At 68.4% G+C, this 21,862-nt stretch carries 18 protein-coding genes; 6 read left to right on the forward strand and 12 right to left on the reverse strand.

Annotated features, from left to right (window positions below):
• Positions 1-7: 7 nt before the first annotated feature.
• Both ACFTZL_RS18230 and ACFTZL_RS18235 read right to left on the reverse strand, forming a co-directional pair.
• On the reverse strand, positions 8-1,282 hold the full coding sequence (locus tag ACFTZL_RS18230) for a helix-turn-helix domain-containing protein (protein WP_382583413.1): 1,275 nt from the start codon (positions 1,280-1,282) through the stop codon (positions 8-10).
• Between the two features lie 377 nt (positions 1,283-1,659).
• The gene (locus ACFTZL_RS18235; protein ID WP_215121196.1) at positions 1,660-1,992 is read right to left on the reverse strand and encodes a hypothetical protein; all 333 of its coding nucleotides are present in this window, start codon (positions 1,990-1,992) and stop codon (positions 1,660-1,662) included.
• A gap of 305 nt (positions 1,993-2,297) precedes the next feature.
• Here ACFTZL_RS18235 and ACFTZL_RS18240 point away from each other — a divergent pair, with 305 nt between their 5' ends.
• Together ACFTZL_RS18240 and ACFTZL_RS18245 are read left to right on the forward strand one after the other, a co-directional pair.
• Entirely contained in the window at positions 2,298-2,825 is a 528-nt protein-coding gene (locus ACFTZL_RS18240) for a universal stress protein (protein WP_382583416.1), read from the forward strand.
• Positions 2,826-2,963: 138 nt separating this feature from the next.
• A complete protein-coding gene (locus tag ACFTZL_RS18245; RefSeq protein WP_382583419.1) occupies positions 2,964-3,527 on the forward strand; it encodes a GPR1/FUN34/YaaH family transporter in 564 nt (187 codons plus the stop codon).
• Between the two features lie 157 nt (positions 3,528-3,684).
• On the opposite strand, the gene glmS is transcribed toward ACFTZL_RS18245, so the two are convergent.
• Together glmS and ACFTZL_RS18255 are read right to left on the reverse strand one after the other, a co-directional pair.
• Complete coding sequence (glmS, locus tag ACFTZL_RS18250) at positions 3,685-5,502, reverse strand: glutamine--fructose-6-phosphate transaminase (isomerizing) (RefSeq protein ID WP_382583422.1); 1,818 nt, start codon at positions 5,500-5,502, stop codon at positions 3,685-3,687.
• A 13-nt stretch (positions 5,503-5,515) separates the two neighbouring features.
• Positions 5,516-5,773: a hypothetical protein gene (locus ACFTZL_RS18255; RefSeq protein ID WP_382583425.1), complete on the reverse strand. Its 258-nt coding sequence runs from the start codon at positions 5,771-5,773 to the stop codon at positions 5,516-5,518.
• A 165-nt stretch (positions 5,774-5,938) separates the two neighbouring features.
• Here ACFTZL_RS18255 and ACFTZL_RS18260 point away from each other — a divergent pair, with 165 nt between their 5' ends.
• Positions 5,939-7,504 carry a fibronectin type III domain-containing protein gene (locus ACFTZL_RS18260; RefSeq protein WP_382583456.1) on the forward strand — a complete coding sequence of 522 codons (1,566 nt, stop codon included), beginning with the start codon at positions 5,939-5,941 and terminating at the stop codon, positions 7,502-7,504.
• A 36-nt stretch (positions 7,505-7,540) separates the two neighbouring features.
• On the opposite strand, the gene ACFTZL_RS18265 is transcribed toward ACFTZL_RS18260, so the two are convergent.
• Positions 7,541-8,422 (reverse strand): DUF4429 domain-containing protein, encoded by an 882-nt coding sequence (locus tag ACFTZL_RS18265; RefSeq protein WP_382583427.1) that lies wholly within the window; start codon positions 8,420-8,422, stop codon positions 7,541-7,543.
• Between the two features lie 95 nt (positions 8,423-8,517).
• On the opposite strand from ACFTZL_RS18265, the gene ACFTZL_RS18270 reads away from it, so the two are divergent.
• The gene (locus ACFTZL_RS18270) at positions 8,518-10,107 is read left to right on the forward strand and encodes a beta-N-acetylhexosaminidase (RefSeq protein ID WP_382583430.1); all 1,590 of its coding nucleotides are present in this window, start codon (positions 8,518-8,520) and stop codon (positions 10,105-10,107) included.
• Between the two features lie 141 nt (positions 10,108-10,248).
• Here the strand turns inward: ACFTZL_RS18270 and ACFTZL_RS18275 are convergent, their stop codons facing one another.
• The 7 genes from ACFTZL_RS18275 to ACFTZL_RS18305 form a co-directional block, all read right to left on the reverse strand.
• A complete protein-coding gene (locus ACFTZL_RS18275) occupies positions 10,249-12,018 on the reverse strand; it encodes an IucA/IucC family protein (RefSeq protein ID WP_382583431.1) in 1,770 nt (589 codons plus the stop codon).
• Positions 12,015-12,566: a GNAT family N-acetyltransferase gene (locus ACFTZL_RS18280; RefSeq protein WP_382583434.1), complete on the reverse strand. Its 552-nt coding sequence runs from the start codon at positions 12,564-12,566 to the stop codon at positions 12,015-12,017. The genes ACFTZL_RS18275 and ACFTZL_RS18280 overlap by 4 nt, the downstream gene beginning before the upstream one ends.
• Positions 12,563-13,840 (reverse strand): lysine N(6)-hydroxylase/L-ornithine N(5)-oxygenase family protein, encoded by a 1,278-nt coding sequence (locus ACFTZL_RS18285; RefSeq protein WP_382583437.1) that lies wholly within the window; start codon positions 13,838-13,840, stop codon positions 12,563-12,565. Before ACFTZL_RS18285 ends, ACFTZL_RS18280 begins: the two co-directional genes overlap by 4 nt.
• Entirely contained in the window at positions 13,824-15,266 is a 1,443-nt protein-coding gene (desA, locus tag ACFTZL_RS18290) for a lysine decarboxylase DesA (RefSeq protein WP_382583439.1), read from the reverse strand. The genes ACFTZL_RS18285 and desA overlap by 17 nt, the downstream gene beginning before the upstream one ends.
• 149 nt (positions 15,267-15,415) lie before the next feature.
• Positions 15,416-16,294 (reverse strand): siderophore-interacting protein, encoded by an 879-nt coding sequence (locus tag ACFTZL_RS18295; RefSeq protein WP_382583442.1) that lies wholly within the window; start codon positions 16,292-16,294, stop codon positions 15,416-15,418.
• A gap of 122 nt (positions 16,295-16,416) precedes the next feature.
• On the reverse strand, positions 16,417-17,460 hold the full coding sequence (locus ACFTZL_RS18300; protein ID WP_382583445.1) for an ABC transporter substrate-binding protein: 1,044 nt from the start codon (positions 17,458-17,460) through the stop codon (positions 16,417-16,419).
• 174 nt (positions 17,461-17,634) lie between these two features.
• Entirely contained in the window at positions 17,635-19,575 is a 1,941-nt protein-coding gene (locus ACFTZL_RS18305) for a glycosyltransferase family 2 protein (RefSeq protein ID WP_382583448.1), read from the reverse strand.
• A gap of 15 nt (positions 19,576-19,590) precedes the next feature.
• Here ACFTZL_RS18305 and ACFTZL_RS18310 point away from each other — a divergent pair, with 15 nt between their 5' ends.
• Entirely contained in the window at positions 19,591-21,495 is a 1,905-nt protein-coding gene (locus ACFTZL_RS18310) for a polymorphic toxin-type HINT domain-containing protein (protein WP_382583450.1), read from the forward strand.
• Complete coding sequence (locus ACFTZL_RS18315; protein WP_382583453.1) at positions 21,455-21,820, forward strand: Imm53 family immunity protein; 366 nt, start codon at positions 21,455-21,457, stop codon at positions 21,818-21,820. The genes ACFTZL_RS18310 and ACFTZL_RS18315 overlap by 41 nt, the downstream gene beginning before the upstream one ends.
• Positions 21,821-21,862 lie beyond the last annotated feature (42 nt).

Genomic DNA, 21,862 nt, shown 5'->3' on the forward strand with positions numbered 1-21,862 from the left:
CACCGGCTCATGTCGCGCTGCGCTGCCCCGGCAGACTCGCCCGGGCCGATATGTAGGCCTCCCGCCCGTTGTCGGACGCGGCCGACGCCGACAGGGCCGGGGACGACCCGACCGCGCTCGCGGCCGCCGTACGGCGGGACTGGAGCGGGACCGGGTGCTCCGGGTGCAGCGCGGCGGGCGCCTGGCCGGGATGCCCCGTGTGGCCGGGCATGCCGCCCCCGGGACCGCCCGGTCCGCCGTCGACGTCCTGGGGCCGCTCGGCCTGCGGACGACGGGCGCGGTAGGCCGCCCGGTACGCGGCCGGGGACGAGCCGAGCTGGCGGCGGAAGTGCCCGCGCAGGGCGACCGGCGACCGGAAGCCGCAGCGCCCCGCCACCTCGTCCACCGAGTAGTCCGACGTCTCCAGCAGGCGCTGCGCCTGGAGCACCCGCTGCGTGATCAGCCACTGCAGCGGGGCACTCCCGGTCAGCGAGCGGAAGCGGCGGTCGAACGTACGACGGCTCATGTACGCGCGTGCCGCCAGCGTCTCCACGTCGAACTGTTCGTGGAGGTGCTCCAGCGCCCAGGCGACGACCTCCGCGAGCGGGTCGGCGCCGATCTCCTCCGGTAAAGACCTGTCGAGGTAGCGCTCCTGGCCGCCCGACCGGCGCGGCGGGACCACCAGGCGGCGGGCCAGCGCGCCGGCCGCCTCGTTGCCGTGGTCCGTCCGCACGATGTGGAGACAGAGATCGATTCCGGCCGCGGTGCCCGCCGACGTCAGCACGTCCCCGTCGTCGACGAACAGCTCGCGCGGATCGACGTGCACCGACGGGTAGCGCTTCGCCAGCGTCGGCGCGTACATCCAGTGTGTCGTCGCGGGCCGGGCGTCCAGCAGGCCCGCCGCCGCCAGGACGAAGGCGCCGGTGCACAGCCCGACGATGCGGGCGCCCTCCTCGTGGGCGCGGCGCAGCGCGTCGAGCGCCTCGTCCGGTGGCGGAGAAGTGATCGAACGCCAGGCCGGCACGACGACCGTGCCCGCGCGTGAGATCGCTTCCAAGCCATGTGGTGCGCTGAGTTCGAGGCCCCCTGTGGTCCGCAGCGGGCCGTCCTCACCGCCGCACACCAGCAGTCGGTAGCGCGGCACGCCGGCGTCCTGGCGGTCGATCCCGAACACCGACAGTGGTATGGAACTCTCGAAGATGGGGCCGCCGCTGAACAGCAGCACCGCGACGATCTCCTTGCGGCGTCGCCCGGAAAGCTTCCGGACGCCGGCTTCCGGCGCGGCAGTGGAGTCGTGGCTCATACTGCTAAGCCCCCCTCGGTGGTCGCGGCTCCTCGGTTGTGTCGCTCCTGCACGTTTCCCCTCGGTCCTGCACGAGTCCCCCGCCGTAGACAGTCAAGATCGAATCTACTGTGTCCCGTCGTGCCGAGGTGGCCGGTTCGGCACTCGGCACATTGTCGACTTGGCAACTTGGCGTGAAGCATTCGATCACGAAGCGTTGCACTCGTGGGGCGTGCAGGGAAGTGCGCCTTGTCGCAGTGGCCAATCCGCGTAGGGTGCGCAGGTCCCCTGAGGCCCTTTCCGTGCAGGTCGAACGGGGGTTGGGGGGTGCCTCGGCAAGGTGATGCACAGGTGCGAGAAGTTGGCTGAAAACCAACGTGCACGTGCACTGAAACCGGTCAGCCGACCGGTGTATCTCCTCCAGTGTGCCGTCCGCCCCGATGTGACCCCGTTCCGGTGCGGTGGTGCCGGCCCCGGTGGGGTGCCCGGTCCTCGGCCGCCAGCCGGGCCGCGCCGCGCTCGGACTGGCGCAGCAGTACCCGGCAGGCGCCCGTGACGGCGGCGAGCCCGAGGGCCGTGCCGGCGGCACCGGCCAGGGAGCTGCCGTAGCCGAGGAGCACGACCGGGACGAGCAGACAGCTGAAGGCCGCCCAGCGAATCACATCCGTCGCGGTGTCCCGCGACGGCGGGGCCGCGCGGTCCGCCTCGGAGGCGATGCTGGGTCCGGACATGGGCGCTCCCTGTGGCGTGACTCACGGGGTTCAACGCGCGGCCGGGACGTCGGTCACTGGCTGAGCGGATCACCCCCACGGGTAAGTGAATCCTGTGCAAACCGCCTGTACAGCGCAGCAACCATTGCGTTACGGGCGTCGCCTCGTGCATGCTCCCTGAAACCCGCACGCACGGTGAGCGGGATCTGGGCTAAGGAGGCGTGCCGCCGTACCCTTGGGGGTATGGGGTTGGGAAGACCATTCCCGGACACAGCTCCGCCGCACACTGTTGTCCCCCATATAAGGATCACAACTCCGAGACAGCCATGGCCGGTCACGAATTCTTCGAACCAGCGGACCGCAAGCGGCCCGTCGCCGATCCCACGGCGGCCGAGCCCCTGGCGGCGGAAGAGCTACGTCATTCCTGCGATCCCGCCTTCAAGCACGGCGTCGTCGTCGGATTCGACGGCTCCACGTCCAGTGAGCGCGCCCTGGCCTATGCGATCGGGATGGCCCATCGCTCCGGGTCGGGCCTGATCATCGTCCATGTCGCCAACCGGCTGCCGACCACGGTGTGGGCCGGCTGCGAGCCACCCGTCTTCGTGGACGTGCCGGACCACCGGACCGAGGTGCTCGGGCTGGAGCTGGCGTGTGCGGAGTACCTCGCCGAGGTGCCCTGGATCCTCGTCGAGCGCGGCGGGGACATCTGCCACGAACTCGAAGAGGTCGGGCGGGAGTACGAGGCCGACGCGATCGTCGTCGGGTCGAGTCACGGCATCGTGGGGCGCATCTTCGGCTCGGTCGCGGGGCGGCTCGCCAAGCGGGCGCAGCGGCCGGTCATCGTCATTCCCTGATGCGCTGATTCCCTGCGCGTTCCGTACGGGCTTCCCCTGTGCAGTGCGTAAAACTACTTGCGCGTAGAGGTGTTTGTGCCTTTGTGAAGGGCATATACGGGGCACCGCACAACTGCACATGCACGAAGGGAGCCCGCCGTGGACAAAGACGTCTCCGCGGGAAGCGGAATCACGACCGTGGCCGGTCGACTCGCCCTCGGAATCACCCTGTTGGCCTTCGGGTTGGGGCATACCGCCGCGATCGACGGTGTGTCAGCCACTGACGCTGTGTCAATCGCCCAGTATGTGGGCGGCATCGCCCTCTTCGTCGCCGGGCTGATGGCCCTCCGTGAGGGGGACTCCGCCGGTGGTACGGCGTTCTCGGTGCTCGGGGCGCTGTGGTTCACGTGGGCCGTGGCGGGGGAGGCGTCCGCCAACGCGGCAGGGTTGTTCCTGCTGTTGTTCGCGCTGGTGGCGCTGTCTCTGACGCTCGCCGGTGGTGACCAGCTCGGGCAGGGGATGTACGGGCTGTTCTTCGTGTCGCTGCTGCTGCTCGCGATCGGCGTGTTCGCTGAGAACGACGGGCTTGCGAAGGTCGGGGGCTGGTTCGCCGTCGCCGCGGGGGCGGTGGCCTGGTACGCGGCGACCGCGGCCCTGGCGCACTGGCCTACGGCGGTTCCGCGACGGCGTGCTGCCGGTCGGGGCGTGACGGCCACCGGCTGAAATGGCAGCCGACGTCGGGGTATTGGGCGGCCCCGGCGTGTGAAAACGGACCCCCTGTGCGCTGGTGGCAGCACGTGGGGGTCCGTCCTCTTGTTTGGCCTGTGCGGGTGCGTTGGGGTTGTTCGCGCAGTTCCCCGCGCCCCTAAAAGAGGGTCACTTACTCAACCGTCACCGACTTGGCCAGGTTGCGGGGCTTGTCGATGTCCCTGCCCAGGGCCAAGGCCGTGTGGTACGCCAGGAGTTGGAGGGGGATGCCCATCAGGATCGGGTCGAGTTCGTCCTCGTTCTTCGGGACGACGATGGTTTCGTCGGCCTTCTCCTGGTGCTGGTGGGCGACCGCGAGGATCTTGCCGCTGCGGGCCTTGATCTCCTCCAGGGCCGCGCGGTTCTTCTCCAGCAGGTCGTCGTCGGGGACGATCGCGACCGTGGGGAGGGCCGGCTCGATCAGGGCGAGCGGGCCGTGCTTGAGCTCGGAGGCGGGGTAGGCCTCGGCGTGGATGTAGGAGACCTCCTTGAGCTTCAGGGAGGCCTCACGGGCCACCGGGTAGCCCCGGACGCGGCCGATGAAGAGCATCGAGCGGGCCTCGGCGAACTGCAGGGCCAGCTTCTTGACGTCCTCCTCGTGCTCCATGATCTCGGCGATCTGGGCGGGCAGCTTGCGCAGGCCCGCGATGATCCGCTTGCCGTCGCGGACCGAGAGGTCGCGGGTGCGGCCCAGGTGGAGGGCGAGCAGGGCGAAGGAGACCGTGGTGTTGGTGAAGCACTTGGTGGAGACCACGCAGACCTCCGGCCCGGCGTGCACGTAGATGCCGCCGTCGGCCTCGCGGGCGATCGCCGAGCCGACCACGTTCACCACGCCCAGGACCCGTGCGCCCTTGCGCTTGAGCTCCTGCACGGCGGCGAGGACGTCGTAGGTCTCGCCGGACTGGGAGACCGCGACGTAGAGGGTGTCGGGGTCGACGACCGCGTTGCGGTAGCGGAACTCGGAGGCGGGCTCGGCGTCGGCGGGGATGCGGGCCAGTTCCTCGATCATCTGGGCGCCGATCTGGCCCGCGTGGTACGAGGTGCCGCAGCCGAGGATCTTCACGCGGCGGATCCGCCGGGCCTCGCGGGCGTCCAGGTTGAGGCCGCCCAGGTGCACGGTGGAGAAGCGGTCGTCGATGCGGCCGCGCAGCACGCGGTCCACGGCGTCGGCCTGCTCGTGGATCTCCTTGTGCATGTAGGTGTCGTGGCCGCCCATGTCGTACGACGCCGCTTCCCACTCCACGGTGGTGGGCTCGGCCGTGGTGCGGGTGCCCTCGGTGGTGTAGGTGCGGAAGTCGTCGGCCTTGAGGGTGGCCATCTCGCCGTCGTCCAGGGTGACGATCTGGCGGGTGTGGGCGACCAGCGCGGCGATGTCCGAGGCGACGAACATCTCCTTCTCGCCGATGCCGAGGACGACCGGGGAGCCGTTGCGGGCGACGACGATCCGGTCGGGGAAGTCGGCGTGCATGACGGCGATGCCGTACGTGCCCTCGATGAGCCGGAGGGTCTCGCGGACCTTGTCCTCCAGCTTGGTGGCCTGCGAGCGGGCGATGAGGTGGGTGAGGACCTCGGTGTCGGTCTCGGAGAGGAACTCGACGCCGTCCGCCTCCAGCTTGCGGCGCAGGTCGGAGGCGTTGTCGATGATGCCGTTGTGGACGACGGCGACCTTGCCCTCGGCGTCCAGGTGCGGGTGGGCGTTGACGTCGGAGGGGGCGCCGTGGGTGGCCCAGCGGGTGTGGGCGATGCCGGTCGTGCCCTTGAAGCGGGCCGGGACCTTGGCCTCCAGGTCGCGCACGCGGCCCTTGGCCTTGACCATCTTCAGGCCGGACGTCTTCGGGGACGTGACGACGATGCCCGCGGAGTCGTAGCCGCGGTACTCCAGGCGCTGGAGGCCCTCGAGCAGGAGAGGAGCGACGTCACGCTTCCCGATGTAACCGACGATGCCGCACATGTATACGTATTCCTCAGCCGTAGACGATGCGCCGTAGCTGCCGGAGCGAGAGCTCCGGGGGTGCCACCGCGCGATATTTCAGATCCGCCTCGATCTGTTCGAAGATCGCCGTGTTCACCAGGCCCTGGGCCTGGAGCTCACGGTGGCGGCGACGGACGTACCCCTCGGTCGTCTCGTCGAAGTACGCGAGCACGTCCTGGATCACGCGCAGCGCCTCGCCCCGGTTGAGGGGGCTGGACCGCGTCAGATGATCAACGAGTTCGTCGTGCACTCGCTAGATCCTGAGGCACCGACGGCACTTTCGCAAGGAATCTGCCCGGTTTCGGGCAGATGAGTGTTGGAACACTTATGGGAAGCCCATGGGAGTCTGATGGGCGGTTGTTCCCCGGGCGGATGTGTAAGGCGAGCAGCTTGTGGCGCCATGGACATTCCTCGTATGGGCGTACCCGAGCGGCTCGCCGAGCGCATGAGCATGGCTGAGCAGCACGAGTACCTGCGCGCCAGATTCTCCCGGCGCACGATGATCAGAGGCGGTGCCGTCACACTCGGCGCCGTCGCGGGTGGCGCCTTCGTTCCCGGAGCCACCGCCCAGGCGGCCGTACCGACCGCCCGCACCGCCCCCGCGGCCGAGAGTGTCGACGGCGCCTTCGTCGCCCCCTTCGGCCGCCACCTCGCCTACGGCGCCGACCCGCGCACGGAGATGACCGTCTCCTGGCAGGTCCCGGTCGCCGTCAAGAAGCCGTTCATCCGTATCGGCGCCCACCCCACGGACCTCTCCCGGAAGATCGACGCCGAGGTCCGCACCCTCTTCACGCCCGCCGGTGTCGGCGCCAGCGGCAACCACACCCAGTACTACGTGCACGCCGAGCTGACGCATCTGCGCCCGGGCCGGACCTACTACTACGGCGTCGGCCACCAGGGCTTCGACCCGGCCGCACCGCACCTGCTGGGCACCCTCGGCACCTTCACCACCGCCCCCGCGCACCAGGCGCCGTTCACCTTCACGGCCTTCGGCGACGAGGGCGTCAGCTATCACGGCCTCGCCAACAACAGCCTGCTGCTCGGCCAGAACCCGGCCTTCCATCTGCACGCCGGCGACATCGCCTACGCCGACCCGTCCGGCTCCGGCCAGACCTCCGACACCGGCTTCGACTCGCGGATCTGGGACCAGTTCCTCGCCCAGACCGAGTCCGTCGCCAAGTCCGTCCCGTGGATGCCCGCCTACGGCAACCACGACATGGAGGCCTGGTACTCGCCCAACGGCTACGGCGGCGAGGAGGCCCGCTGGAACCTCCCGGGCAACGGCCCCGACAAGAAGAACCTGCCGGGCGTCTACACCTTCGTCTACGGCAACACTGCGGTCATCTCGCTCGACGCCAACGACATCTCCTTCGAGATCCCGGCCAACCTCGGCATCTCGGGCGGCACCCAGACCAAGTGGCTGGAAGCCCAGCTGAAGAAGTACCGGGCGTCGAAGGACGTCGACTTCATCGTGATCTTCTTCCATCACTGCGCCTACTGCACCTCCACCTCGCACGCCTCGGAGGGGGGTGTGCGCCAGGAGTGGGTGCCGCTGTTCGAGAAGTACACGGTGGACCTGGTCATCAACGGCCACAACCACCAGTACGAGCGCACCGACGTCATCAAGGGGAACAAGGTCGCCAAGAAGCTGCCGATCGGCGGCACGGCCTACCCCGAGACCGACGGCGTCGTGTACGTGACGGCCGGTGCGGCGGGCCGCAGCCTCTACGCGTTCAGCGCCCCGCTGTCGTACGAGGGCAACGAGCAGGACGTGGACTCCGTGGCCTCGTTCGTCAACGTCAAGGGCGGCAAGCAGAACGAGACCGTCGCCTGGTCCCGGGTGCGCTACCTCGACTACTCCTTCCTGCGCGTGGACGTCACCCCCGCGCCGAAGGGGCGGACGGCCACGCTGAAGGTGCGCGGTATCGCCGAGAGCGGGGAGCAGGTGGACCACTTCACCATCGCGCGCCGGGCGAAGTAGCGCCTCCCGGGGGAGTGTTCCGGCTTCTCCGGGGTGTTACATCCGCTTGAGGATCGCCTGCTTGGCCAGCGCGAACTCGTCGTCCGTCAGTACGCCCGTGCGGTGCAGTTCGCCGAGTTCGCGCAGGCGGCGCAGGAGGGCGTCGTGGTCGTCCTCCGCGGGCGTGACCGGGAGGGAAGGCGTTTCCGGTCGCGCGGCCGGTGCGTCGGCGGCGGACCCGGCCGGGTGGGGAAGCCTGGCCTGGACCGCCGCCGCGACCAGTGCCATCAGCGGGTCCTTCTTGAAGCCCCACAGCTCCACGGAGTTGGGGTCGTACTTGGGCGGGGCCTTGGTGGGCGCGTTCCGCACGGTGAAGCGGACGTAGCCGTTCTCCAGGCCGGCCGCCGGCTGCCACTCCACGCCCGTGATGTCGCTGAGCGCGAGCGTGCGGGCGCCGGCGGCGGCCTTGGCGTCCTCCGTCTTCCAGTTCCACTCCAGGCGTATGCGCTCGCCGTCGAAGCTCGCGGTGCCGTCCCCGGCGGAGACCGAGAGCGGCACGGCGGGCCCCGGCAGCAGGTACGCGGTCACCGGGTCGGCCGGCACCTGGTCCAGGAGCAGCGCGCTCCGCACCTCGTCCGTGAAGTACTCGGCGACCCCGTAGCGGTCGGACTCGACGAGCAGTTGGTACGGGTCGTGGGGCTCGGTGAGCCGTCCGCCGGTCGCGTGCAGCAGCGGATCGGCACCGTCGCGCAGGCGCAGCCGCAGCCGCCCGCCCTTCTTGCCCTGCTCGAACGATATTCCCGCCAACGCCCCCAGTGGGACGATCAGTTCACCCAGTTCCCTGCGCAGCAGACTGACGTTCTTGTCCCGCCCGGGAGTCAGTCGCAGGGCGTCGCCGTCGAAGGTCCAGGAGCCGTCCCTCTGGATGATTTCCGCCATGGGGTGGATTGTTCCATCAGTGTCCCGCGATAGTGGTCCAGACCTCTTGGAGCTCTACGGCTCATGGAAGGGACACGCTTGTGAGAGATGGCCGTGTGAGACAGCACCACAGAACGCTCCGCCTTCTCGGCTCCCTGCTGCTGGTCGCGATGGGCGTCTCCGCGACCGGAGCGGCCCCCGCACCGGCGGCCTCGCCCACCCCGCTCGACCGTGTGGTCCCCGCACCCGCCTCGGTCGCCCCGAGCGGGTCCGCCTACCGGATCACCCGCGGCACACACATACGCGTCGACGGCTCCCGCGAGACCCGGCGCATCGGCGAGTACCTCGCGAAGATCCTCCGCCCCTCCACCGGCTACCGCCTTCCCGTCACCGACCAAGGCGCCGGAGGCATCCGGCTACGGCTCGCCCAAGGCCCGTTCGGCGCCGAGGGCTACCGCCTCGACAGCGGCAGCAAGGGCGTCACCATCACCGCGGCGGGGCCCGCCGGTCTCTTCCACGGCGTGCAGACCCTGCGCCAACTGCTCCCGGCGGCCGTCGAGAAGGACTCCGTCCAGCCCGGCCCCTGGCTGGTCGCGGGCGGCACCGTCACGGACACCCCGCGCTACGGCTGGCGCGGCGCCATGCTCGACGTCTCCCGGCACTTCTTCACCGTCGACCAGGTCAAGCGCTACATCGACCAGTTGGCCCTCTACAAGATCAACAAGCTGCACCTCCACCTCAGCGACGACCAGGGCTGGCGCATCGCCATCGACTCCTGGCCGCGCCTGGCCACCTACGGCGGTTCGACGGAGGTCGGCGGTGGGCCCGGCGGCTTCTACACCAAGGCCGACTACAAGGAGATCGTGCGGTACGCCTCCTCCCGCTATCTGGAGGTCGTCCCCGAGATAGACATGCCCGGCCACACCAACGCGGCCCTCGCCTCCTACGCCGAGCTCAACTGCGACGGCGTGGCACCCCCGCTGTACACCGGGACCGAGGTCGGCTTCAGCTCGCTGTGCGTCGGCAAGGAGATCACGTACGACTTCGTGGACGACGTCGTTCGGGAGCTCGCCGCGCTGACTCCCGGCAAGTACCTCCACATCGGCGGCGACGAGGCGCACTCCACCAGCCATGAGGACTACGTCGCGTTCATGGACCGGGTGCAGCCGGTCGTCGCGAAGTACGGCAAGACGGTCGTCGGCTGGCACCAGCTCACCGGGGCGACCCCGGCGAAGGGCGCTCTCGCGCAGTACTGGGGGCTCGACAGTACGAGTGCGGAGGAGAAGGCGCGGGTGGCGAAGGCCGCGCAGAGTGGCACGGGGCTGATCCTTTCGCCGGCGGACCGGGTCTATCTCGACATGAAGTACACCGAGGACACGCCGCTGGGGCTGTCCTGGGCGGGCTATGTCGAGGTGAAGCGGTCCTACGACTGGGATCCCGGGGCGTATCTGCCGGGGGTGCCGGGCGGTGCGGTGAAGGGGGTCGAGGCGCCGATGTGGTCGGAGACGCTGGAGAACTCCCGGCACATCGAGTTCATGGCGTTTCCGCGGTTGCCTGGGGTTGCCGAGTTGGGGTGGTCTTCGGCGGCTTCGCATGACTGGTCGCGATACAAGGTGCGGCTTGCTGCGCAGGCTGAGCGGTGGGATGCGCTGGGGATTGAGTGGTATCGGTCGCCGCAGGTGCCGTGGGGCTCCGCCGGGCGGTGATTCGTCTGCGGGTGCGTGGGGGCTTGTCGCGCAGTTCCCCGCGCCCCTAAAAGATGCGCAGTTCCCCGCGCCCCTAAAGGCCAGAAGCCAAATGACGGGCACCCCGGAGGACCGTACTCCGGGGTGTCCGTCTGCTTGGGGTCAGAACTCGGCGATCGGGTTCTTCAGGGTGCCGATCAGTTGGAGGGCGCCGGAGGGGTCCGAGAGGTCCACCATCTGTTCGTTGTTGCGGAGCTGGAGGCGGTTGAGGCAGGAGAGGGAGAACTCGGGCGCGAACATGTCGTACTGCTTGAACTTGTCGGCGAGTTCGGGCATCGACTCCTGGTAGGCGCGGGTGACCTCGGCGACCGTGCGCCAGAAGTCGTCCTCCTCCAGGATTCCCTCGGTGGCGAGGTTCGCCGCGAGGAAGCGGAAGAAGCAGTCGAAGACGTCCGTGAAGATCGACAGGAGCTTCTTGTCCTCCGGGACCTCGACGCGCAGCCGCTCGACCGTCGGCGGCAGCACCGCGTCCGGGTCCATGACGGCGATCTCCTCGGCGATGTCCTTGTAGATCGCGCGCTGCACGACCCCGTCCTTCAGCACCAGGATGACGTTCTCGCCGTGCGGCATGAAGACCAGGTCGTAGGCGTAGAAGCTGTGGAGGAGGGGCGTGAAGTAGGCCTTGAGGTAGTGGCGCAGCCACTCCGTGGGGGCGAGACCCGACTGCTCGATCAGCGCGCCCGCCACGGACGCCTCCTGCTGGTCGACATGGACCAGGGACGCCATCGTGGCCAGGGACTCGCCCTCCTGGAGCGAGGGCACCGGGCTCTCCCGCCACAGCGCGGCGAGCATCTTGCGGTACGGCGAGTAGCGGTCGGTCGCCTTCTCGTACTCCAGGTGCCGGTAGCCGACCGCCGCGCGCTCCTTGATGATCGACAGGCCCGTGGACTTCAGCACCGGGTCGCCCTCGATGAGCTGGGCCAGCCAGTCGTTGATCGCCGGGGTGGCCTCCATGTAGGCGGCCGACAGACCGCGCATGAAGCCCATGTTGATGACCGACAGCGCGGTCTTGACGTAGTGCTTCTCCGGGCTCGTCCTGTTGAAGAAGGTCCGGATGGACTGCTGGGCCAGGTACTCGTCGCCGCCCTCGCCCAGGCAGACCAGGTGCCCGCGGGCGACCTCGGCGGCGAAGGTGACGGTGAGCTTGTTCCACCACTGCCAGGGGTGGACCGGGATGAACAGGAAGTCCTCGGGGTCCTTGCCCTGGTCGCGCAGGACGCCGTGGAAGCGCTCTACGGTCTCCTCGCCCAGCTCCTCGCGCAGGAACGACTCGTACTCGATGCCGACACCGGCCGTGAACGCCGCCCGCGAGCGGTGCGCGGCCAGCCACACCAGGCGGACCGGGCTCGCCGTCTCCGGCGCGTACGACAGGTACTCGTGGATGCCGAAGCCGAGCCGCCCGTTGTTGGCCACGAAGCAGGGGTGGCCCTCGGTCATGCCGGTCTCGATGTCCTGGAAGTCGCCGCGCGCCAGCTCGGACGCGGTGACTTTCGGCTTGGTGAGCTTGTAGCAGGTGCCGGAGAGGGTGGAGGAGATCTCCTCCAGGTAGACCGGCAGGATCTGCTCGCTCAGGCCGAGGGTGTCCTTCAGCTCGATGAAGAAGTCCAGGGCCGCGAGCGGAAGCTCGGCGCCGTCCCGGTGCCGGGTGATCGAGCCGGCGTCCACCTGCCAGTGGTCCAGGGCCCGGCGGGCGGCGGAGAAGGCGTACTGGGTGAGGCCGTCGTCGCTGCGGACGACAAAGCGCTCCCCGTCCCTCTCGGGGGTGATGAGCCGCTCGTGCGCGAACTCGGCGAGTGCTTTGCGGATCAGCAGGCGGTTGGCCTGGTCCCAGCGCTCGGGGGACAGGTGTGCCACGGCGTCGGACAGGGTCATATCGCCACTCCTCGTGCGGCCAGGTACTGGTCACGCGTGCAGAAGCTCAGCAGCGCGCGCTTCTCCGGCTTGTCGATCTCGCGCTCGGGCACGAAGCCGACGGCCTCGTTGAGCGCGTGTACTGCCTTGTTGCTGACGTCGGGCTCCACCACGACCCGGCGGGTGCGCGGGTCGGCGAACAGCTCGTCCATCACGGCGGTGATGACGGCCTTGGTGAAGCCGTGGATCGGTCGGTCGGTCGGCGCGACCAGGAAGTGCATGCCGACATCGCCGGGCTCCGGGTCGTACAGGCCTTCCAGCTCGACGTACCGGGGGTCGTACGACTCCATCAGGAACGCCGGGCGGCCCTCGTGCAGACCGAGGTACGCGTGGTGGTACTCGTGCGCGGCGATGCGCATGTACTCGCGCTCGACGTCCTGCAGTTTCGCGTCCTGCATCATCCAGTAGGACGCCTTGGGGTGCGTGACCCAGGAGTGCAGCAGCTCGGCGTCCTTCAGGGGGTCGAGCGGGCGGACGGTCAGTGTGCCGATGCCGGTCGTGGCGCTCATACCGCGAACTCCTGGAAGGCGATGGTCTTCTCGACCGGGTAGTACTCGCTGCCCAGCAGCTCCCGGATGATGTACGCGTTCCGGTACGGGCCCATGCCCAGGTCGGGGCTGGTGATGCTGTGCGTGTGGACGCCGGCGTTCTGCAGGAAGACGCCCCGGCCGGTGACGTCGACGGCGTAGTTGCGGGCGACGTCGAAGTTGCCCTGGGAGTCGTAGACCAGGCGGTCCTTGACGGGGGCGAGGAACTTCGGCTCGGCGTACTTGTAGCCGGTGGCCAGCACCAGGCCCTCGGAGTCCAGCTCGAAGTCCTTGCCCTGCTCCTCCTGGCGGAAGCCCAGCGTGTACGTGCCGTTCTCGTACGCCGCGCTGCTCAGCGAGGCGTTGGTGAGCAGCCGCGTGGGCACCGGGCCGGCGAGGTTCTTCTGGTAGAGCAGGTCGAAGATCTCGTTGATCAGGTCGCCGTCGATGCCTTTGAACAGGCCCTTCTGCTCGGCCGTGAGGCGGTAGCGGGTCGCCTCCGGCAGCTCGCGGAAGTAGTCGACGTACTCCGGGGAGGTCATCTCCAGCGTGAGCTTGGTGTACTCCAGCGGGAAGAAGCGCGGGGAGCGGGTGACCCAGTTCAGCCGGTAACCGTGGACGTCGATCTCGCTGAGCAGGTCGTAGTAGATCTCGGCGGCCGACTGGCCCGAGCCGACCAGCGTGATCGAGTCCTTCTTCTGCAGCTCCGCCTTGTGGCTCAGGTAGCGGGAGTTGTGCAGGAAGTCGCCGCCCAGGTCCTGGCAGGCCTCGGGGATGTAGGGCGGGGTGCCGGTGCCGAGCACCAGACGGCGGGCGCGGTAGACGTCTCCGGCCTCGGTGTGCACGACGTAGAGGTCGTCCTCGTAGCGGACTTCCGTCACCGTCGTGTTGAAGCGGATGCTGCTCAGCTTGTTCGCGGCCCAGCGGCAGTAGTCGTCGTACTCGACGCGCAGCGGGTAGAAGTTCTCGCGGATGTAGAACGAGTACAGCCGGCCCTTCTCCTTCAGGTAGTTCAGGAAGGAGTACGGGGACGTCGGGTCGGCGAGGGTGACCAGGTCCGACATGAACGGGGTCTGGAGGTGGGCGCCGTCGAGGAACATCCCCGCGTGCCACTCGAAGTCGGGCTTCGACTCCAGGAAGACGCCGTCGAGTGCGTCGATGGGTTCGGTGAGGCAGGCCAGTCCGAGGTTGAAGGGGCCGAGCCCGATCCCCACGAAGTCATGGGTTTGGGTGGGGTTTTCAGGACGCGCGGTCAAGGGACTCTCCCAGGTACTGCTCGGCATGGCCGGCGATCAGATCGAGGACGGCGGCGATGTCGGACGCCTGCGTCTCGGGGTTGAGCAGGGTGAACTTCAGGTAGTGGCGGCCGCCGACCTTGGTGCCCGCGACGATGGCGTCACCGGAGGCGAACAGGGCCTTGCGGGCGTAGAGGTTGGCGCGGTCGATCTCTGCGGGGTCGGTCACGGCCGCCGGGATGTAGCGGAACACCAGGGTGGACAGGCTCGGCTCCACGACGACGTCGAAGCGCGGGTCGCCGGCGAGCAGCTTCCAGCCCTCCCGGGCCAGCTCGCACACCTCGTCGAAGAGCTGCCCGATGCCGTCGGCGCCCATGGTCCTGAGGGTCATCCACAGCTTGAGGGCGTCGAAGCGGCGGGTGGTCTGCAGGGACTTGTCCACCTGGTTGGGGATACGTTCCTGCACCATCCGGCGCGGGTTGAGGTACTCCGCGTGGTAGGTGGCGTGGTGCAGCGTCGCGGCGTCCCTGACGAGCACGGCCGAGGAGCTCACCGGCTGGAAGAACGACTTGTGGTAGTCGACGGTGACGGAGTCGGCGCGCTCGATGCCGTCGATGCGGTCCCGGTGCTTCACGGAGGCGAGCAGGCCGCAGCCGTAGGCGGCGTCGACGTGCATCCAGGTGCCGAACTGCTCGCACAGCTCGGCGATCTCGGGCAGCGGGTCGATGGAGCCGAAGTCGGTGGTGCCGGCGGTGGCGACGACGGCCATGGGGACGAGGCCGTCCTTCGCGCAGCGCTCCAGCTCGCGGGCGAGGGCGACGGTCTGCATGCGCTTGTCGTGGTCGACGGGTATGGAGACCACGGCGTCCTGGCCGAGCCCGAGCAGCTTCGCGGACTTCTTCACGCTGAAGTGGCTGACCTCGGAGGCGAAGATACGCAGTTTGGCGAGGCTGTCACTCTTGGCCTCTTCCCTCGCGAGCAGCAGCGCCTGGAGGTTGGACTGTGAGCCGCCGGAGGTGAACACGCCGTCGGCGGCGGGGCCGAGGCCGATGCGCTCGTTCGTCCAGTCGATCAGTTTCCGCTCGATGAGCGTGCCACCGGCCGACTGGTCCCAGGTGTCCAGGGAGGAGTTCACGGCGGACAGGACCGCCTCGCCGAGCACGGCCGGGATGACGACCGGGCAATTGAGGTGGGCGAGGTAGCGCGGGTGGTGGAAGTAGATCGCGTCCCGGAGGTAGACGTCCTCCAGTTCGTCGAGCACCGCGGTGGTGTCGTGCAGCGGCCGGTCGAGGTCGATCTCGTCGATGCGGGGGGAGAGGGCGTCGACGCTGACGCCGGTGAAGGGCCGGTCGGTGGCGGCGAGTTTGGCGGCCACCCGCTCGACTCCGTCGGTCACGGAGCGGCGGTACTGCTCCGCGGTGGTGTCGTTGAGCAGGTGAGAGCGCATGTGGGGGTCCTCCGGTGGGGACAGTCCGGTCGGGACAGGGGTGGGCTGAGCCGCGGGGTTGAACTTAGGTAAGCCTAACCTAAGTTGCATGGGGGGAGGGCTGGCTCTGCCGTGACTGTGATCACGCGTGGGTCATGGACGGCTGTCGGTCAGCTTTCCGCGCGTAGCTGCTCCTCACTCACGCCGCGGCGCCAGTAGCCGACGAACGTCACCCGGCGGCGGTCGATCCCGCGCTCCCGCACGAAGTGCCGGCGCAGCTCCTTCACGCAGCCGGACTCGCCGGCGATCCAGATGTACGGCCGCTCGGCGGAAGGGAGCCGGGCGTCGCGGAGGGTGTCGAGGACCATGGGGGAGCCCTCGACGGTCCTGGGGTCCCTGGGGGTCTTCGGGGTCTGGTCCTTGACGATCCAGGTGATCTCGGCGTCGGCCTCGGTCACCAGGTCCTGGATGTCCCCGGCGTGCGGGACCTCCAGCCAGACCCGGGCGCGGGTGCCGGCCGGCAGCGCCTCGATGATGGCCGAGGCGGCCGGTACGGCGGTCTCGTCGCCCCAGACGACCACGAGGTCGGTGTCCTCGGGCGGCCGGAAGCGGATCGCCCGGTTGTCGGCGATGGCCGGGCCGAGCAGCAGGACCCGGTCCCCGGCGGCGGCCCGGTCGGCCCAGCGGGAGGCGGGACCGGCCTGGACCGAGGCGCCCGGCTCGATGCCGTGCAGGGCGAAGTCGATGTCGATCTCGTCCGGGTCGCGGCGCAGTGCGCGCAGGGTGTACGAGCGCATCACGGCCCGTACGTCGTCCGGGAGTTCGCGCCAGCCCTGCCACCACTGGTCACCGAGCTCGAGCGGCACCACCGGCTCGGGCTGCCCGGGATGCGGCAGGAACAGCGACAGCGACTGGTCACGCCCATCGGAATGGAAGGCGTGCAGATCGGGCCCACCGAAGGTGACACGGACCAGAGACGGACCGAGCCGCCTCGTCCGCACGACCTGAAGGGAAAAGAAACGGAACGGGGCGGCTACGGCGGTGGTCATGGGGGCTCCTGAGTTGTCGTCAGGGGTGGGGCGGCGTACCTCCAGGGGCGCGGGGAACTGCGCGACAAGCCACATACGGCCCGCGGCCGCAGCCGTTGAGCAGCCCCCACGGCGCTGAACGCCTAGCTGACCTTCTTCGCGCTCTCGATGGCCTTCGCCAGGTTCTCCACCAGCGGCACGCACTTGTCGTACGACAGAATCGGCTCGGCCGACCGCGAGATGACCTGCCCGGCCTTGACCGCCGGCAGCTTCTTCCACGTCGCCTCGGAGATGTTCGCCGGCTGGATCGCCGAGGAACGGTCGTCCATCATGATGACGTCCGCCGCGTACTTGTCGACGTTCTCCCAGCTCAGGCTCTCGAACCAGCCGCCACCCTGCGCCTTGGCCTTCTCCGGCGGCTCGACGAAGTTCACGCCGAGGGACTTGAAGTACTCCAGGTCGACGGAGAGGTTGGTTCCGGAGACGTAGAAGAGCTCCTGGCTCGCGGAACCGACCAGCACCTTGATGTCGGGGTGTGCCTTGGCGGTCTTGCGCAGCCGCTCGGAGGCCTCCTCGAACCGCTTCTTGGCGTCGGTGGCCTTCGCGGACTTCACGTCGCCGCCGAGGGATTCGGCCAGCTCCCACATGCGCTGCAGCGGCTCGGTGAGCTGGCGGTCGTAGACGGATATGCCGACGCTGGGGGCCAGCTTGGCGATCTTGTCCTTCGAGGCCTCCGGGACGTACCAGAGCGTGCCGGCGTCGTCGAACATCGTGCTGATCAGCACGTCGGGGGCGAGGGCGGCGTACTTCTCGATGCTGAACTGGTCGAAGGTGTTGCCGAGGATGGTCACCTTGCTGATGTCCATGTCGCCGGCCTGGACGTCGGGCTTGCCGTCCTGCGTCTTGGTCGGGCCGAAGACGCCCTTGACGGAGACGCCGTAGTCGTGGAGGGCGGCGGCGACGCCGGTGAAGGCGACGATGTTCGCGGGGGTCTTCTTCAGCTGTACGTTCTTGCCGCGGTCGTCCTTGAAGGACCACGGGCCGGACTTGCCGCCCGACGCGGCGTCGGAGTCGCCGTCCTTGGAGTCTCCACTGCCGCAGGCGGTCACGAGGGCGCCGAGTCCGAGGGCACCCCCGGCGGCGAGGATGCCGCGTCGGGAGAAGCGGGCGGTTCTGGCGTTCGACATGACTGAGTCTGCTTTCGTGCGTACGGAGCCACTGCGGGCACGGCTGAGAGCCGCTTGGCTGGAATCAAGCTTAGGCTAGCCTAACCTCACGATGTGTCCAGGGGCCCCCGGGGTGTGTACCCGGGTGAGTACGCGGGGACGCATGGCTCCTCGGCAGCGCACCGGCGCGTCGGCCTATGGCTTGAGGCGAGCGGTAGCGGCCCGGAGCAGGTGAGTCCGTGCCACCTCGAGCGCGAAGTGTCCGCTCCGGCGCTCCGCGACGGGCTTCGCGTACCAGGGCAGGCCGCGGCGGCGCCACTTGGCCGGGGCGAGGTTCGCGGGGAGTGCCGGCAGATCCGACGACCAGGGGCCGAGCCGGAGGCGCCCTGTCCAGCGGCCCGCCGCCAATTCCGTGACCGGCACGCGCACGACGAAGTCACCGTCGGGCTGTGAGACCGTGCGGGCGGGGAAGACGGCGGTGTCGCCCTGTCCGTCCTCCAGATGCACGGTGAGAGCGCCGTCCGGGTGCGCGGCGAGGGTGCACCGGCCGGCGAATTCCAGCTCCCTGGGGGTGTCCGGGGCCCACCCCACGGTGTGCAGACTCACCTGCGGCAGGACTTTGTGCTTGCGCTCGCCGATGTCGAGAGTGAGGTTGCCATGGGGCTTGGTCGCATAGAGCGTGACGGCGCGGATCCCGCCGGGGGTGTGCAGGATGTGTGTTGCCGCAGCGCCCGAGAGGCCGGCGTCCCGCTTACTGCCGATGCGGACCTCGCGGGTGATGCCCTGAGCGCCGATCGCGAGGGAGATGTCCCAGAGTCCGTCGGGGAGGAGGGTGCCGTCGGCGGCGGTGGTGATGTCGACGACGGCTCGGAAGCCGGCGTTCTCGTAGGCGTATCGCCCCTTGTCCTCCTCCTTGCCGAGACCGGGCGTCGCCGTGTGGGTGACGGGCAGCCGGTACTCCGTGCCACTGCTCCGCTCGCGGAGGACGACATCGGTGCTCACATCCTCGGTCGAGACCCGGTGCAGATAGCCGTACCCGGCGAGGTGGAGCGCAGTGCCGCACAGTTCGGCGCGGGTGACGCCGTGGCGTACCCCGAGCTGCCGGGTGACGTCGTAACAGGTGTCGGGGATGCCGCGGGCAGGGTCGCGAAGGTAGGGGTAGCGGGCGTAGGCGCGGCCGCCGTCGACGAGAACAGGGGTGGAGACGCCGGTCCGGCCCAGCTCGCCCTCGAAGCGGAGCAGTTCGAGTAACTCGTCCAGCATGGTGTGGCGTACGAGGTGCAGGCGCAGGCGGGCCATCGCCGACAGCCGGTCGTTCAGTCCCTCGTGCCACAGCGGGGCGATGACTTCGGCGAGCCGGGCCAGCGCCTTCTCCTGCTCGGGGCGAGGCTCGTGTACCAGCTGCTCGAGCAGCTGCTGCACCTCGACTGTCAGGTGGCGGTGCGCCAGGTGGTCACGGCCGGGGCCGGGCGGCACGTGCTCGAGGAGCATGTCGACCATGCGGGGCAGAAAACGTAGCCGGGGCTCTGAACCGCCGGTCCGCAGCGTGATGTTGCCGCTGTCTTCACGCTCGACCCAGAACAGGCAGTCATGGTCGGCGAGTACGGAGATTCCGTTCGCGTGGAGATAGGCCGGGCCGACGAAGAGCTGGTCTTCGCCGATCTTCAGATCGGTCGGGAATCGCAGCCCCAGCCGCTCCAGCAAGTCACGGCGGAACAGCTTCATGGGGTTGAGGGTCCAGTACACGCGGGACGAGAAGACGTCGGTCCGCGGCTGGTTGCGCCGGAACATCGAGGTGGGCGCCCCGCGCCCGCCGACCCCCACCATCTTGCCGAGCACGATGTCGGTGCCGTTCTTCTCGGCCATGGCCACCATGCGTTCCAGGGCCTCGGGGCCCAGGTAGTCGTCGGCATCCAGGAAGAAGACGAACGTCCCTCTGGCGTGGTCGAGCCCCTTGTTCCGCGGGGCCGACGGGCCACCGGAATTCGACTGGTGGAAGACCTGTAAGAGTGTCGGGTATTCCTGCGCGAGACGGTCGAGTTCATCGCTCGTCCCGTCGGTCGAACCGTCGTCGACGGCCAGGATCTCCAGTGCGTCCTGACCGATGCTTTGCTCGGCGACGGATCCGGGCCGCACACGCTGTCTTCGGTCATGGCGAAGACGGCGGCCACGAGCACGACGCCCGAGGTCACGTCTCAAGACACCTACACCTATGACGTAACAGGCAACACCAAGAACCGAGTTCTCAACGGGGACACCCAGTCTCTGGACTGGGACAAGCAGGGCGAGCTGGCGAAGGTCACGAACGCTGACGGCACGGTGACGCAGTACACGTACGACGCGTCGGGCGAGCGGATTCTCCGGGACACCTCCAAGGAGAAGACGTTCTACCTGCCGGGCATGGAGCTGCACCTGGACAAGTCGACGTCCAAGGTGACGACGACTCGCTACTACGCGTTCGGCGCCATGCAGATCGCCATGCGTGATGCGTCCGGTGTCCACTTCCTGGCGTCGGATCACCAGGGAACGGCGCAACTGGCGATCAACGCCAAGACGGGCGAGACGACGCGCCGCCGCACGGACCCCTTCGGCAACCCGCGCGACGAGTCCACGTCGTCGTCCTCGTCTCCTGCCTGGGTGAACGACAAGGGATTTGTCGGCGGGACGGTCCAGAAGTCCACGGGCCTGACCACCCTCGGGGCGCGCGAATACGACTCCGACACGGGCCGCTTCATCTCGGCGGACCCGATCATCGACTACACCGACCCGCAGCAGATCAACGGTTACTCGTACAGCAACAACAACCCGGTCACCTTCTCGGACCCGAGCGGCCTCAAGCCCGACGACTGCGTGAACGTCGGCATCACCTGCACCCTGGAGCGTGACGGCGGGTGGGAAGTCAAGGCGACCGACACCTACTACACGTACTACGGCGTCAAGAAGCCGAAGGAATCGCCGGCGCAGCACCGGGCGCGCCAGCAGAAGGCGCGGGTGGACGCGGCCAAGCAGCGGGCGATCGCCGTCGCCAAGGAACTGGCGAAGATCGTCGCGGACGAGCTGGGCATCACGGACGCGCTGGACTGCTTCACCACGGGGGCGTTGGGCTCCTGCGGGGCCACGGCACTCAATGTGGTGTCGTCACTCGTGGCCGGCGGACCGCTGGCACGGCTGGCCGCGAAGTACTGGAACAAGATGGACAAGGCCTGGGCCTTGATCAAGCGCATCGGAGGCCTGAGCCGCAGGCTCTGGGACAGCTTCCAGGACTGGCGCAAGAGCAGCAAGGCGGCGGACGAGGTGACGGAGGCCGTCACCTGCAAGGTGGGCAACAGCTTCACACCCGATACCAAGGTGTTGATGGCCGACGGTTCGACGAAACCGATCAAGGACGTCGATATCGGCGACAAGGTCCTGGCGACCGACCCGGAGACGGGCGAGACGAATGTCGAGACGGTCACAGCCGAGATCAGGGGCAAGGGCCTCAAGCATCTCGTCAAGATCACGGTGGACATCGACGGCAAGAAGGGCACGAAGACGGCTTCGGTCACGGCGACCGATGGTCATCCGTTTTGGGTGCCTGAGCTTGGGGAGTGGGTCGACGCCACTGATCTGGCGGCGGGGGAGTGGCTGCGTGCCCGCGCGGGGTCGCGTGTGCAGGTCACTTCGGTGAAGCGGTGGACGATGGGTTTGGCCACGGTGCACAACCTCACCGTCCGTGATCTGCACACCTACTATGTTGTGGCGGGTGACAGAAGTCTTCTCGTGCACAACATGGGAGGACGAAAGCCTGGGCAGCGACCTACTTACGATGCCGAAGGCCCTCATACTACGTTCGTGCGTCACGGTGGAACGGGGCAGATCAAGAAGTATGCAGAGTGGGCGCCGCAGTCCAACCCGCGGAATCCAGCGCCTTTCGAACTCGTGAAGAGGTTTGATCTAGAAGGGCCCGCGCATACGAATGCGGACGGTACGGTAGTAGAAACGCCTCACATCAATCTTCCGAACGGGGGTGACGCGCGTGCGCCGCAAGACTGGGAGAAGCCCCTCGGCTGCCCCTGATGAGGGCCGGAGCATTCATTATATCCAGTCGTGGTACGCATCCAACTGCGACGGCGAATGGGAGCACGAGTTCGGCATCAGAATGGCCACGACGGATAATCCTGGGTGGCACATTCGGATCGATGTGAGCGAAACGAACTTGGAAGGCGTCCTCGTGCCGCGCGAAAGGCATGATCTGTCCGACGGAGGATGGATGATCGCCTGGAGTGACGGAAAGGTCTTCCAGGCGGCCTGTGGTCCCATGTCACTCCGTGACGTGGATGCTCTCTTCGAAGAGGTGGCCGAGAGCGCCGCTGTTGGTGAGGCGGAAGAATCGGACAACTGAAGTGAAAAAGAGCAGGGGGCCTTCCCGCACCAAGTGCGGGAA

This window comes from Streptomyces sp. NPDC056948, from assembly GCF_042674225.1.
GTDB lineage: Bacteria > Actinomycetota > Actinomycetes > Streptomycetales > Streptomycetaceae > Streptomyces > Streptomyces purpurascens.

What these genes read in the sequence shown, in the direction of transcription:
- glmS (WP_382583422.1), bottom strand. Translation starts at nt 5,502, where the DNA reads ATGTGCGGCATCGTCGGTTACATCGGGAAGCGTGACGTCGCTCCTCTC.
- ACFTZL_RS18275 (WP_382583431.1), bottom strand. Translation starts at nt 12,018, where the DNA reads ATGACCCTGTCCGACGCCGTGGCACACCTGTCCCCCGAGCGCTGGGAC.
- ACFTZL_RS18310 (WP_382583450.1), top strand. Translation starts at nt 19,591, where the DNA reads ATGGCGAAGACGGCGGCCACGAGCACGACGCCCGAGGTCACGTCTCAA.
- ACFTZL_RS18280 (WP_382583434.1), bottom strand. Translation starts at nt 12,566, where the DNA reads ATGAGCGCCACGACCGGCATCGGCACACTGACCGTCCGCCCGCTCGAC.
- ACFTZL_RS18300 (WP_382583445.1), bottom strand. Translation starts at nt 17,460, where the DNA reads ATGTCGAACGCCAGAACCGCCCGCTTCTCCCGACGCGGCATCCTCGCC.
- ACFTZL_RS18265 (WP_382583427.1), bottom strand. Translation starts at nt 8,422, where the DNA reads ATGGCGGAAATCATCCAGAGGGACGGCTCCTGGACCTTCGACGGCGAC.
- ACFTZL_RS18230 (WP_382583413.1), bottom strand. Translation starts at nt 1,282, where the DNA reads ATGAGCCACGACTCCACTGCCGCGCCGGAAGCCGGCGTCCGGAAGCTT.
- ACFTZL_RS18235 (WP_215121196.1), bottom strand. Translation starts at nt 1,992, where the DNA reads ATGTCCGGACCCAGCATCGCCTCCGAGGCGGACCGCGCGGCCCCGCCG.
- ACFTZL_RS18260 (WP_382583456.1), top strand. Translation starts at nt 5,939, where the DNA reads ATGGGCGTACCCGAGCGGCTCGCCGAGCGCATGAGCATGGCTGAGCAG.
- ACFTZL_RS18240 (WP_382583416.1), top strand. Translation starts at nt 2,298, where the DNA reads ATGGCCGGTCACGAATTCTTCGAACCAGCGGACCGCAAGCGGCCCGTC.
- desA (WP_382583439.1), bottom strand. Translation starts at nt 15,266, where the DNA reads ATGCGCTCTCACCTGCTCAACGACACCACCGCGGAGCAGTACCGCCGC.
- ACFTZL_RS18295 (WP_382583442.1), bottom strand. Translation starts at nt 16,294, where the DNA reads ATGACCACCGCCGTAGCCGCCCCGTTCCGTTTCTTTTCCCTTCAGGTC.